Annotated in this window: 16 protein-coding genes and 1 riboswitch; of the genes, 3 read left to right on the forward strand and 13 right to left on the reverse strand. The window is 60.8% G+C overall.

Going from position 1 to position 12,315, the window contains the following annotated elements:
• Window positions 1–84 precede the first annotated feature (84 nt).
• A riboswitch (glycine riboswitch) is annotated at window positions 85–182 on the reverse strand.
• A gap of 11 nt (window positions 183–193) precedes the next feature.
• The 13 genes from O1W68_RS18275 to O1W68_RS18335 all read right to left on the reverse strand — a co-directional run bounded on the left by O1W68_RS18275 (window position 194) and on the right by O1W68_RS18335 (window position 8,230).
• Window positions 194–784, reverse strand: a complete 591-nt coding sequence (locus O1W68_RS18275; protein ID WP_269306098.1) for a MerR family transcriptional regulator — start codon at window positions 782–784, stop codon at window positions 194–196.
• Window positions 785–1,144: 360 nt separating this feature from the next.
• The gene (locus tag O1W68_RS18280; protein WP_269305915.1) at window positions 1,145–1,618 is read right to left on the reverse strand and encodes a bifunctional nuclease family protein; all 474 of its coding nucleotides are present in this window, start codon (window positions 1,616–1,618) and stop codon (window positions 1,145–1,147) included.
• Window positions 1,619–1,746: 128 nt separating this feature from the next.
• Window positions 1,747–2,484, reverse strand: a complete 738-nt coding sequence (gene ftsR, locus O1W68_RS18285; protein WP_269305917.1) for a transcriptional regulator FtsR — start codon at window positions 2,482–2,484, stop codon at window positions 1,747–1,749.
• Window positions 2,481–2,978 carry an oxoglutarate dehydrogenase inhibitor Odhl gene (gene odhI / locus O1W68_RS18290; RefSeq protein ID WP_088943866.1) on the reverse strand — a complete coding sequence of 166 codons (498 nt, stop codon included), beginning with the start codon at window positions 2,976–2,978 and terminating at the stop codon, window positions 2,481–2,483. The genes ftsR and odhI overlap by 4 nt, the downstream gene beginning before the upstream one ends.
• A gap of 176 nt (window positions 2,979–3,154) precedes the next feature.
• On the reverse strand, window positions 3,155–3,559 hold the full coding sequence (gene gcvH / locus O1W68_RS18295) for a glycine cleavage system protein GcvH (RefSeq protein WP_269305920.1): 405 nt from the start codon (window positions 3,557–3,559) through the stop codon (window positions 3,155–3,157).
• Window positions 3,560–3,629: 70 nt separating this feature from the next.
• Window positions 3,630–4,337, reverse strand: coding sequence for a DUF881 domain-containing protein (locus O1W68_RS18300; RefSeq protein WP_269305923.1), 708 nt, complete (start codon window positions 4,335–4,337; stop codon window positions 3,630–3,632).
• 5 nt (window positions 4,338–4,342) lie between these two features.
• Entirely contained in the window at window positions 4,343–4,729 is a 387-nt protein-coding gene (locus O1W68_RS18305) for a small basic family protein (RefSeq protein WP_269306100.1), read from the reverse strand.
• A gap of 35 nt (window positions 4,730–4,764) precedes the next feature.
• On the reverse strand, window positions 4,765–5,565 hold the full coding sequence (locus O1W68_RS18310) for a DUF881 domain-containing protein (RefSeq protein ID WP_269305924.1): 801 nt from the start codon (window positions 5,563–5,565) through the stop codon (window positions 4,765–4,767).
• Window positions 5,566–5,615: 50 nt separating this feature from the next.
• On the reverse strand, window positions 5,616–6,227 hold the full coding sequence (locus O1W68_RS18315) for a CDP-alcohol phosphatidyltransferase family protein (RefSeq protein ID WP_269305925.1): 612 nt from the start codon (window positions 6,225–6,227) through the stop codon (window positions 5,616–5,618).
• Between the two features lie 73 nt (window positions 6,228–6,300).
• Window positions 6,301–6,915 (reverse strand): NUDIX hydrolase, encoded by a 615-nt coding sequence (locus O1W68_RS18320; RefSeq protein ID WP_269305926.1) that lies wholly within the window; start codon window positions 6,913–6,915, stop codon window positions 6,301–6,303.
• Window positions 6,912–7,043 carry a hypothetical protein gene (locus O1W68_RS18325; RefSeq protein ID WP_269305928.1) on the reverse strand — a complete coding sequence of 44 codons (132 nt, stop codon included), beginning with the start codon at window positions 7,041–7,043 and terminating at the stop codon, window positions 6,912–6,914. Before O1W68_RS18325 ends, O1W68_RS18320 begins: the two co-directional genes overlap by 4 nt.
• 40 nt (window positions 7,044–7,083) lie before the next feature.
• Window positions 7,084–7,305, reverse strand: a complete 222-nt coding sequence (locus tag O1W68_RS18330) for a hypothetical protein (RefSeq protein ID WP_269305930.1) — start codon at window positions 7,303–7,305, stop codon at window positions 7,084–7,086.
• 37 nt (window positions 7,306–7,342) lie between these two features.
• Window positions 7,343–8,230, reverse strand: a complete 888-nt coding sequence (locus O1W68_RS18335; RefSeq protein WP_269305931.1) for a CPBP family intramembrane glutamic endopeptidase — start codon at window positions 8,228–8,230, stop codon at window positions 7,343–7,345.
• A gap of 212 nt (window positions 8,231–8,442) precedes the next feature.
• Between O1W68_RS18335 and O1W68_RS18340 the strand changes: the two genes are divergently transcribed.
• The 3 genes from O1W68_RS18340 (at window position 8,443) to O1W68_RS18350 (ending at window position 12,263) form a co-directional block, all read left to right on the forward strand.
• Window positions 8,443–8,886, forward strand: coding sequence for a Fur family transcriptional regulator (locus O1W68_RS18340; RefSeq protein WP_269305933.1), 444 nt, complete (start codon window positions 8,443–8,445; stop codon window positions 8,884–8,886).
• Window positions 8,887–8,919: 33 nt separating this feature from the next.
• Window positions 8,920–11,154 (forward strand): catalase/peroxidase HPI, encoded by a 2,235-nt coding sequence (gene katG / locus O1W68_RS18345; protein WP_442972403.1) that lies wholly within the window; start codon window positions 8,920–8,922, stop codon window positions 11,152–11,154.
• Between the two features lie 125 nt (window positions 11,155–11,279).
• Entirely contained in the window at window positions 11,280–12,263 is a 984-nt protein-coding gene (locus tag O1W68_RS18350; RefSeq protein WP_269305935.1) for an iron-containing redox enzyme family protein, read from the forward strand.
• Window positions 12,264–12,315: the final 52 nt, after the last annotated feature.

Below are 12,315 nucleotides of genomic sequence, written 5' to 3' on the forward strand. Positions count from 1 at the left end.
TTCAGCCGATCCGGACTCGAGGAGCTGTCCGAACGTCTTTTCACCTTGGGCGGACGGGTACTCCCATCACTTTCCAGAGACGTCGAAGCTCACACGGTCCGTGTGCCTGAGAGATTGACGGGGAGGTATTGCTCCTTCGGCGTCCGAGACTGGCTGTCCCGGAACTCTCCCGCGCAAGCGCGACGCTCGAAGTCTATCCTGTTTTGCGGCTGGCCCGAGTCTTGCGGCGGGAGGCGAGTTCATCTTCGGGACTCGTCTCGGACTCTCCACCGTCTGCACGCTCGGCTGGGAAGTCGGCGATCAGACCGGTCAGTTCACGCATCGCTCCGTTGACGGCAATGCCGAATACCCCTTGGCCGCCCTGCAGCAAATCGACTACTTCCTCTGCAGACGTGCACTCGTACACAGTGGTGCCGTCGGAGAACAAGGTGATGTTTGCCAAATCTCCGACGCCGCGCTTGCGAAGGTGATCTACCGCTACCCGTATGTTCTGCAGAGAGATACCAGTGTCCAGTAAACGCTTGACGATCTTCAGAACCAGCATGTCCTTGAAGGAGTACAGGCGTTGACTACCGGAACCCGCTGCGCTGCGAATGGACGGTACTACTAGCCCCGTACGAGCCCAGTAGTCGAGTTGACGATAAGTAATGCCCGCGATCTGGCATGCACTCGGAACTCGATAGCCCACCAGTTCGTCTGGAACGGAATCGTCAGGGAACAGCCCCGGCTGAAAGTCGGGCACGAAGGGTGTCGCCGTGACATCTGCCGCAGGCTGCGTCGGCAGATCTGCCTTCGAGGTATCCACCGATTCAGCATCGTCCGGCACAACGCTCGCTGAACCGTGGTGGCGTCCCTGCGGCTGATCTTCCACTTACTTGCTCCCTCTTCGGATGTCTCGACGCTGCTGTTCGGACCACGACGATAGCGATCCGACCGGGAAATCATCCCGGTGTACTTCTGCGTGAAATCCACTCCGCGTACCCGGCAAGACTACGCCCCGGCGCGAATCGACGACACACGATCGTCGACTTCTGTACTTCACAACGGGAACGTTAGGGGGCCGAGGAGAGACAATCAACGCAACGCGCCGTAAACCTGAACCTAAAGTTGAGGTTGAGACTCTTCCGTTACCGAATAGAGGACTTCAGCCGTCCGTGGCCTTGAAATCGTCCGGTGAAACCGATTCCAGAAACTCCTTGAACTTCTCGACTTCGTCTTCGCGCTCATCAGGCATCAGGAGCCCTGCTTCGGAGAGGACGGGTTCGTCGGCGAAGATAGGCACGCCCGCCCGCAACGCGATCGCGATGGAGTCCGATGGACGGGCCGAAACTCGGATGTCCTTGTCGAAGACCAAATCCGCATAGAAGGTGCCCTCTTGGAGGTCCACGATGCGAACCTCCTTCAAAGTGTGTCCCAGAGCGCCGATCAAGTCTTTGATCAAGTCGTGCGTCAAGGGTCTGCCCGGTTGCACTCCCTGCTGCTCGAGCACAATGGCAGCAGCTTCGGTCTGCCCGATCCAAATGGGTAGGTACCGCTCCCCATCGGCTTCACGCAGCAACAGGACGGGCTGATTCTGAGGCTGCTCGACACGAATACCGACAACACGCATCTCACTCATTGCCTCTGCCTCCCATATGCGTTGAAAATCGGGCCGCAGGTCTGGGTCCGCCCACTGCAGCCGAGTCTATTGGAATCCACCGCCATGCGGAGGGTGGCCTAGGGATGAACACGAAACGAACCGAACGCTCAGCGATCGAGCGCACCGCGCACCGCGGCTTTGACCAGACAAGTGTGCAGAGTCAGAGACAGCGCAGCGAGCTCTCTGATCATTTCCTCGGCTCGGTCCCGTGCTCCCGCATCTCTGCCCTTCGCAACCGGTCCGGCAATTTGCGCCACCAAACCGGCTTCTCGATCGGCAGCCAGTTTGAAAGCTCGTAGATGCCGAACCTCGAGACCGAATTGCAACATCGCTTTCGCAGTCCGCGCGAGGGTTACCGAGCCCTCGTCGTAGAAGCCTGCTTGGCCCGGCGTAAGAAGGCCGCCTCGAATGAGTTCCGTCACGAATGTCTCGTCGACACCCGCTCGCTCCATGAGGTCGGCTTTGCTGACTCTGACCTCACGATCAGCGAGGAACTCCTCAGGCGACACTTCACCGGGAGCGATACTGAGACCGCGCGGCCTACGAGGCGCGTCCTCTGCACGCTCGACGCGTGCGACACCACTGTCTATGGCTTCTAGCTGCTCTTTGATCACTTTCAGCGGAAGGTATTGATCTCGCTGCGCCGTCAATACGTATCTCAACCGCTCGCAATCAGCGATGGAGAAACGACGGTATCCGGACGCTGTGCGCTCGGGCGAAATCAAACCCTCCGCTTCGAGGAATCGAATCTTCGAAATCGTGACGTCAGGAAAGTCGGGCCGAAGACGATCGAGGACGGAGCCAATCGACATCCCCCCAGGAGACTGCTGCCCGACGGCGGTCACTGGCTGCCCGCACCCGCAGACGATTCGCCGACCTGGGATCCGGCGCCGCCGCGTGGACCGGTCAGGAATACCAGGCGGAACTTGCCGATCTGGACCTCGTCACCATTGGTGAGCACAGCCGAGTCGACAGGCTCGCGGTTGACATAGGTTCCGTTGAGGCTGCCGACGTCGACCACCTGAAACTCGTCCTCGTCCTGACGGAACTCGGCATGACGCCGACTCACAGTGACATCATCGAGGAAGATGTCACTATCCGGATGACGGCCGGCAGAAGTCGTCGGCTGATCCAGAAGGAATCGAGACCCTGCATTCGGTCCCCTCTTCACAACGAGAAGAGCAGATCCGACGGGCAGGCCTTCCACACCCGACACCGGGGCCTCCGAGGTCTGGCTCGTCGCCGAGTTATCCAGCTCCTGCAGGAAATCCGCACGAAAAACCGAAGTGGTTTCCGCTGGCGACTCTCCGTAGATGCCGTCGTTGTCGTTCTCGCTCACCGTTTCTCCTTCTCAGTCCTCTGCACCCTGGCGACTTACACCACGGTCGACGCAAAAATAGTTTGCTTGTTCTGTGTTCCTACGGACCTGCGCCCCGACACGACAACTGCACAACAACGACCGTACCTTGCGGACGGGCATGGGTGTAGACGGTTGCTTCAGCTCGCGTCCGCTAGTTACTCGGTCGTAATGGCAGCATATCCGTCCGCATCGAGCATCTCTGACACTGCCGCGTCCAAGACCTCCGCCGAGGAGACCTCCAGTTCGACCAACCACCCGTCGGTGTAGGGTCCCGAATTCACCTTTTCCGGATCTGCCTCCAGAACTTCGTTGACGGCAATAACTTTGGCGGTCAGGGGTGCGAACACGTCGGACACACTTTTGGTCGACTCGACCTCGCCCATGGAGCTGCCGGCGGTGACTTCCTCGCCGACAGAAGGCAGCTGCACGAACACGACATCACCCAATTGCGCCTGTGCGTAGTCGGTGATACCGACGCGAACACTGGATGGGCCTACTCGCTGCACCCACTCGTGTTCGGGTGTGTAAAACAAATCGGCAGGCAGCTCGATTTCGCTCAACTCGGCAGTCCTTTCGTCTCAGCTCACCGGACGGTGATAATGGTTTTGCTGGATGAGCGTATTGACGTGATCATGGGTCCCGCAAGGCGGACACGGTGACCTGCTCCGATTGTGAAATCCGACATTGACCTCCATTCCTGGCTACCGTATCGACCACCCCGCCTGGAATATCCAATGCTGCGGCCAACGTCGCCGGATCTCCGACTGCGGTGTAGACGAACGGAGCACTTACCTTCTGCCCGTCCACGACGACCGCCCCTGCACGTCCCGCAATCCACGAGTCCAAGCCGATACGAACTCCATCGTTGTCGCTGCCGGCGATCTGCACCGTCTCCGCGCCCGCCGCTCGCAGCTCCTGCAGTGCGTCCACGAGGACCTCGGAGCCGACGCCGGTGCGAGGGTCTTCCACCGTCATCACGATGCCGGGGCCCGTCGCAGGAACGGTCCCTACCAGTACCGACAAGGCGTCGAGACGCTCGCGCGCCTGCGTGAGTGCGGCACCGGAGCCACCGTCCTCCTGCTGCAGTGTCGACAGGGTGTCCTGTAGTGACGTGATGTCGTCACGGAGCGCAGCTTCTCGACGACCCAAATTGTCCAGAAGAACGAGAAGATCTCCCGGGCGCGCGCTGTCGAGTGAGTTCTCGCTGTCGTTCACGCGAACCTGCGCAGCCAAGCCGATCCCGAGGGCGATCATCAACACGATCGTCAGCGAACCGAACACGATCGTTCTGCGTCTGCGTCGATCACCGTGGAACTCGTGCCTTCCCTCTCGCGCCACGGCGGTCAGGCCCCGAACAGTCGACGGCGCAGGGCTGCTGCATTTCCGAAGATCCGGATTCCCAGAACCACGACTATGGCCGTCGACAGCTGTGTACCCACTCCGAGCTGATCTCCCAGCCACACGATGAGCGCTGCGACGAGAACGTTGAAGACGAACGAGACGACGAAGACCTTGGAATCGAAAATCTCGTCCAGATACGCTCTGAGACCGCCGAAGACCGCATCGAGCGCAGCGACTACGGCGATCGGTAGATATGGAGCGACTGCGCCGGGAATCTGCGGACCCGACACGGTTCCGATCAGGACCCCGATCCCGAGAGCAAGGAAAGCGAGCAAAACCAACCCTCCGCCGCGCCTGCTCACAGCATGTGTGGCGCGGTCGTCGGACATATAATTCGCTGCTGCCCCGTCGTTACGTTCCTGTGTCACCTTCCGCCTTCCTGCTGTACGCGTGCGGCCGTCCTGATAACCGCTGCGGGCAGTTCGAGTGAATCCTCGGACCGCACTTCGAACCCGACATCGTAGAGCTGAGTGAGCGCTGACATTCGCAGGTGGGCATCACTTACCGCAAATCGAACCTGGAGCTGCTCGGGCGACCCGATTGCGTCGATCGCGTACGGGGAGAAGACTGGATGATTGTCTACGAGCATGGCACCGCCCGCCTGTCTGATCGTCACGTTCGGCCCGATTCGGATTCCATCGACTGCAATTGCCTCGGCACCACTCGCCCACAATGAATTCACGACCACTTGGAGATCTCGATCCAGCACGGTGGCCGCAGAGTTTCCGCGTTTCTTCTGCGAAACATCGGACAGGTTTGCCGAGGCAGGCGGCTCGGTGACCACGACGGCGATACCTGCGCCGGACGAGGTTTCGGCGCCCGCCGCAGACTCGATGTTCATCAGTGAACTCAGGATCGATGCACCATCGTTGTCGCTCTGTAAGACGTTCGACCGGGCCGACTCGACCTCGCCGGCGAGAGTCGAGCGTGTTCGTTCCATCGCGTCGGACCGGCTTTCTGCCTCGCGTACCGTCTCCACCAAGTCGTGCGCTTGACCGGACGCGTCCGACCTGAGGACGTCGACTCGAGATAGCGCCACACCGAAAACAATGCCGATGAGAACTACGCCGACGATGGCAAGGACCACATCCATGCGAGTCCGAGTGGATTTCGACGACTTGGTCGCCGATGCGGCTGCATACCCTGGGTCGAGGTGCTCGCTCATCAATGACTTCAGCAATGAAGGCGTCGGGTTGCGTATCGGTGGTTTACGCATCACGACACACGTTGATTCTGGCTCCTCGGGATCGTCTTCGCCACGATCGATGCTTTGTAGGTGTAGAGCACCCCGGTCCAGGTATAGAGAGCGGTCCCCCAAATGATCAGCGAGTATCCGATCGGTGTGAGCACGTCCGCTACAACCGATTCTCCGGTGGCACCGAGCAGTACAGGCAGGGCGACCATGATAGCGAAAGTTGCTGCTTTACCCAGATAGATCACCTCGGGTGGCGGTAGTCCGCGTCGACGGTAGATCAGCAATGTACCCGCGAGGACGACGTCGCGTCCGATCAGAATCGCCGCCACCCACCACGGAACGATCCCACGGGCAACGAATGCAGCGAGAGCACTCACAACCGACAATCGGTCCACCAACGGGTCCAGAAGCGCACCCAGTTGCGATGACTGATCGAGCGCCCGTGCAAGCTTTCCGTCGAGCCAATCGGTTGCACCGCTGAGCAGCAGGACTGTCAGCGCCCATCCGTCGGCTTCAGGAACGAGGAGCAGATAAAGAAACAATGGAATTGCCAGCAACCGAAGTGTGCTGAGCACGTTCGGCACTGTGAGAACCCGGCTACTGAGATCGGCATCGGAACCCGGATCGCTCACCACGCACACCTCGATCCTTTGTCGTCGACGCCCTGATTGAGGCTGGATTGGTACCCACACGTGGGGTGAAGAGTCAACGCCACGCGAACACCGGTTGCTCGAAGTCTGCCACGCGAGTATGACGCCGATGGAAGACGACTTCGCGGAACTGGTGAACGACTGCACCCGTCGGCGCGTGTACCAGCGAATCTCGGAACGGCCATTGGATGACGGGCCGTTCGGATTCCGGAATCGCCACGAACCTCGGGTCTATATCGATCTCCGAGGCGTCGACCTCGTACACGATCTCTACCTCGACGATGTTCGGCACGACCTGCTTCAACGTATCGCCTACCCACACGACGAACGGCGTGATCACATACCCGGATCGAGTGCTGTAGTCGTCGAGCCGGCCAAGAATATCGTGAGGGGAAACATGCACGTTCAGCTCCTCGCCGAGTTCACGCAGGCAAGCATCCTCGGCCGACTCCCCCGGGTCGATGCCACCTCCTGGCAAAGCGAACTGCCCCGGATGAGCGCGCAGACGCGAGGGACGCATGGTGAGAAGCATCCGTCGTCTGTACGGTTCACCACCGATGGCTATGGCCACTGCCGCCGCTCGCATGTCGCCGACTGCCATCCGCCGAGATTCGAATTCCGATAGCGCGGACACGATCGACGGACGTTCCAGTCGTTCGTCGTCGATCACGACGTAATCCATGTCGGGATGAAATTCGGCAGGCCGGCGTTACACAGGACTTCGCTGTCGGATCGACCACCGGAAACACCGGAGTGGATACCGAACGCCGCGACGACCTGCGCGTCGAAATCGGGCATCGACAACTCCTGGGTCGGTGTGCGGAACGGTTGCTACATCCTACTCATCGCGCAACGCCGAGCTCTCGCACCAAGACCGGGTCCACAACGACGCGATCGACCCCCCCACCAGTCCAAGGCCTGCGCCCACAACGATTCCGACTGCTATACCGGGCGCGCCGCCGACGGCGACGCCGATGGTGATACCTACCCCGGCGCCCATACACAGCCCGACGCCAGGCAACGACTCACCGAGGCGTCGGGCTGATCGACTTGTGCTCATTGCCATATCCCACAATCTTTTTCGATCGCTCGACCGGTCACACTCTGTCTGCATCTTCGGTAGGAAGCTGCACTGTCGGCGGGACCTCGTGCACGTCAACCGTGTCCGAACCGGTGTGTCCACCGACAGCTGGGACCTCCGATTCGCCGGGCAGCACCGCATCGAGCGCACGTGGTACAAGCCAGCACAGCAACGCACCGAAAAGGACCAGAATGTTGCACCATTGCAAAATTGTCGCTGCGTTGTCGTCGGTGATGACACGGTCGAGCGCTTGCATGTTCATCACGAGACCGTGGAGAAGTATCAGGACCCATAGTCTTCGGAACCGGAAGTAGACCCATACCGCAGCTGCACCCCAGAGGAATGCCCACACGAACCCGCCGAAGCCGAAGTACACGTAGAGCAGGCCCCGCATGGTGGCAGCGAGAACTATGATCCATCCAATCGGTAGTCGACCCGAAAGAAGGAGAACGGGCAGCGCCGCTAGGAGTGGTTCTTCACGCAGCCCGGTGGCCAGCGCCGAAGCGACAGCCAACCAGGGTGACGCCACGACCGCCGGCACCGAGAAGTCGAACCGCGCGAGACCTAACTGGCCGAGAACCAATACGACCGCTGATGCACCTGCGATAGCCGCGCACCATGCGATGGACGCATCGAGAGCGGTTCCGCGGCGCTCTGGCAACACTGCGGCGAGAGTGCGTCGCCGTAGGAGGAGTGTCAGCCCGATAGCAATGAACCCCAACGACATCTGGACCGCCAGCGCAACGAGGTCGGCCCGTTGATCCGACACGCTCAGCACCGGGGTCGGCGCGTTGGGCTCCCGCATTCTCCACAGCGCTCCCACAATGCTGACCGAGTACAGCAAAAGCCACCCTGTCACCAAACCGAGAACGAGTAGGACGCTGACGATCGACGACGGGTGCATCGTTTGGTTCGATCGCGACCACACGCTGCTGTTGCCCACCATCTCCGACCACCAGACCTCGAACGCTCATCCGACCGCGATCTGTCTACCACGAGTTCGAGATCGACGGAGACTTCGAACTGGGTGCGGCGATGACCCGAGCGTCCTTCCGAGTACGGGCGGTATCGGACGAATACTTGACTTGTTCAAGAAATGAGAGTCGTATCACAGGGGTGACCTCGAGGCCCAACTACCGGGAGATGTTGCGCGATGCAGAACTTCGCGTCACGCGCCCTCGCATCGAGGTGCTCGACGCGGTGCACACATACCCGCACTCGGACACCGAATTCATCCATACCGCAGTTCGCGCTGAACTGCCGGTCGTCTCCAGGCAAGCCGTCTACGACGTGCTCAGCGCTTTGACGGCCGCTCAACTCGTTCGCCGCATCCAACCCGCCGGTTCCGTGGCGCGGTACGAGTCCAGAGTCGGCGACAATCACCATCACCTCGTGTGCACCTCGTGCGGGGCCATCTCCGACGTCGATTGCACGGTCGGATCGGCTCCGTGCCTCACCGCGTCCGACACTCGAGGATTCGCGGTCTCCGAAGCCGAGGTCGTGTTCTGGGGTATCTGCCCCGATTGCGCGTCCCCACAGAGTTCACGATCACAATCATGATCGGTTCGATCCGCCAGCCCCGGAAGGAATCTCGTGTCTGAAGACCACACCACTCGCGAAAAAGAGATGAACCAGGACCAGCCCCAAGAGGGAGGCGCCTGCCCAGTACTACATGATCGGCAGCTACACCCGAGTGAGGGTGGGAGCAATCGTGATTGGTGGCCGCAGAGCCTCAATCTTCGGATTCTCAAGAAGAACCCAGCTGTGGGCAACCCGATGGGCGAGAACTTCGATTACGGCACAGAGTTCGCCAAGCTCGATCTCGCCGAGGTCAAGGCTGACCTTGCGGCCTTGATGACGGACTCACAGCCATGGTGGCCTGCGGACTTCGGTCACTACGGACCATTTTTTGTACGTATGGCCTGGCACGCGGCGGGCACGTACCGGATTCAGGACGGACGCGGAGGTGCGGGCGCGGGGATGCAGAGATTCGCTCCGTTGAACAGCTGGCCGGACAACGCAAGTCTCGACAAGGCTCGCAGACTCATTTGGCCTGTCAAGAAGAAGTACGGCAACAAGCTCTCATGGGCCGATCTCATCGTCCTCACCGGAAACGTAGCGATCGAGTCGATGGGGTTGCCGACCTACGGATTCGCCGGCGGCCGCGTCGACGTTTGGGAGCCCGACGAGGACGTCTACTGGGGACCGGAACAGACATGGCTCGGCGACGAGCGCTACACGGGCGAGCGGGAATTGGACAATCCTCTGGCCGCTGTCCAAATGGGTCTGATCTATGTCAACCCCGAGGGCCCGAACGGCGAGCCCGATCCCGCGGGTTCCGCCGTCGACATCCGCGACACGTTCGGCAAGATGGCGATGAACGATATCGAAACCGCTGCGTTGGCAGTCGGCGGCCATACTTTCGGCAAGGTTCATGGTGCAGCCGATCCAGAGCCACACATAGGCCCAGAGCCAGAGGCCGCACCGCTGGAGCAGATGGGTCTCGGCTGGAAGAACAGCTACGGCACGGGCGTCGGTGCAGATGCCATCACCAGTGGCATCGAAGGTACCTGGACACCGACTCCGACGACCTGGGACAACACGTTCCTCGAAACGCTGTACGGCTACGAATGGGAGGTCCACAAGGGTCCGGGTGGTGCATGGCAGTGGCGTCCGAAGGACGGCGCTGCATCCGATCTCGTTCCCGACCCCGCCGACCCTTCCAAACGGCACGCTCCGATGATGCTGACCAGTGACATCGCGATGCGTGTAGACCCGATCTACGAGCAAATCACTCGACGTTGGCTCGATCACCCGGAGGAACTGGCAGAGGAGTTCTCGAAGGTCTGGTTCAAGTTGACCCACCGTGACCTGGGGCCCGTCTCCCGCTACCTCGGTCCAGAAGTTCCGAGCGAGACCCTCCTTTGGCAGGACCCGATCCCGGCGCTCGATCATGAACCGGTCGGCGAAGCAGACATCGCAAAACTCAAGAGCGCCATCCTCGCTTCGGAGCTGACCGGATCACAGTTGATTTCCACCGCGTGGGCTGCAGCGTCGTCGTTTCGGGGCAGTGACAAGCGTGGAGGCGCCAACGGTGGGCGTCTTCGCCTACAGCCACAGGCCGGATGGGAGATCAACGAACCGGACGAACTGGCAAACGCCATTCGTGTGCTGGAAGGCATCAAGGAGACTTTCGATGCTGCGGGAACAGCGAAAATTTCCTTCGCCGACCTCGTCGTCCTCGGCGGGTGTGCAGCCGTCGAACGTGCCGCGCAGAGTGCCGGCCACGATGTCACGGTGCCGTTCACTCCCGGGCGTACAGATGCAGCACAGGACCAGACGGACGTCGAGTCGTTCGCCGCTCTCGAACCCAAGTCGGACGGGTTCCGCAACTACGTCGGGAAGGGCCAGAGTCTTCCGGCCGAGTACTCGTTGGTCGACAAAGCGAACCTGTTGACCCTCAGTGCGCCCGAGATGACAGTGCTGGTCGGCGGTCTTCGAGTGCTGGGAGCAAACCACAAGAAGTCCGAACACGGAGTCCTGACGACGCGTCCTGGAACCTTGACCAACGACTTCTTCGTGAATCTTCTCGACATGGGCACAGAGTGGATTCCCACGTCCGAGGAAGGCATCTACGAGGGCAAGGACGCTGCGACGGGAGAAACGAAGTGGTCCGGTACCCGTAACGACCTCGTCTTCGGCTCGAACTCCGAACTGCGCGCACTGGCCGAGGTCTATGCGTCGGACGATGCTCGCGAGAAGTTCGTCCACGACTTCGTCGCCGCGTGGGACAAAGTCATGCAGCTGGATCGCTTCGATCTGGTCTGAGCAGAGAAATCGACTGTCCGGCGCATCGGGTTCACCTGCTGTGCCGGACGGCCTGTGCTCTCGCCAATCTCCTCTCGGACGTCAGAGAGGAGATTGGCTTCGGCCGGAAGGGGTAGACAGGACCGATGACAAGTACTCACCTCGTTTCGTCGCCTCCCCTACCTGCACCCTGTGGTCCCTTGTCGGCCGGTGTCATGGACTTCATCACCGGCAAGTCGACGGCTGCGCCCCTGACTGTCGGTGGCTTGGAGCCGATGTCTCGGGACCTCCATGTGGCGTTGGCTACGTGCTACGAGTTGCACTACCGAGGTTTCGACGGGGTCGACGACCGCTGGGAATGGGATTCGGAGGTGCTGCGATTCCGCGCAGCCTTGGAAGCGTCGTTCTTGTCGTATCTCCGAGACAGCGTCGAGCCAGGCGACGACGCGATGGCCGAGATGGAGTTCTTGTCCGTTGCGCATTCTTCGGGTAGCGGGCCTTCCTGGTATCTGCGCGACGAAGGTTCGTGGGATCACATGCGCGAGTACTTTGTCCACCGATCGATCTACCACCTCAAGGAAGCCGACCCGCACGCGTGGGCGATCCCTCGGCTACACGGACAGGCAAAAGCCTCGTACGTCGCGGTCGAGTTCGACGAGTACGGCGGCGGGCGCGGCGAGCGAGTACATCAGAAGTTGTGGGCAGATCTCATGGATGCCGCCGACTTGGATTCGACATACCTCGGATATACCGACCGAGCGCCTGCCGAGACGCTCGCCTGGGTCAATTTGATGTCGCTCTTCGGTCTTCACCGGGGACTGCGCGGCGCGACGGTCGGGCACTTCGCTGCCACTGAGATCACTTCTTCGCCCGGGTCACAGCGGCTGGTCACCGGCCTCGAGCGGCTGGGGGCACCGCAGGCCTGCATCGAGTTCTACGCCGAGCACGTCGAGGCAGACGCCGTGCACGAGCAATTATTGCGTCACGACGTCGTCGGTGGCCTCATTCGTACAGAACCCCATCTCGAGTCCGACATCGTCTTCGGGATGCGCGCACTCGATTTCGTCGACGCTGCGCTGGGCGACCGGATGCTGGCAGCGTGGAACTCTGGTTTGTCGAGCCTGATCTGACAAACTTTCCCGAACGCTGCTCAGCTGTGCAGGTTGCCGTCTACGATCCGTT

The sequence above is a fragment of the Rhodococcus sp. H36-A4 genome, from assembly GCF_027158005.1.
GTDB lineage: Bacteria > Actinomycetota > Actinomycetes > Mycobacteriales > Mycobacteriaceae > Rhodococcoides.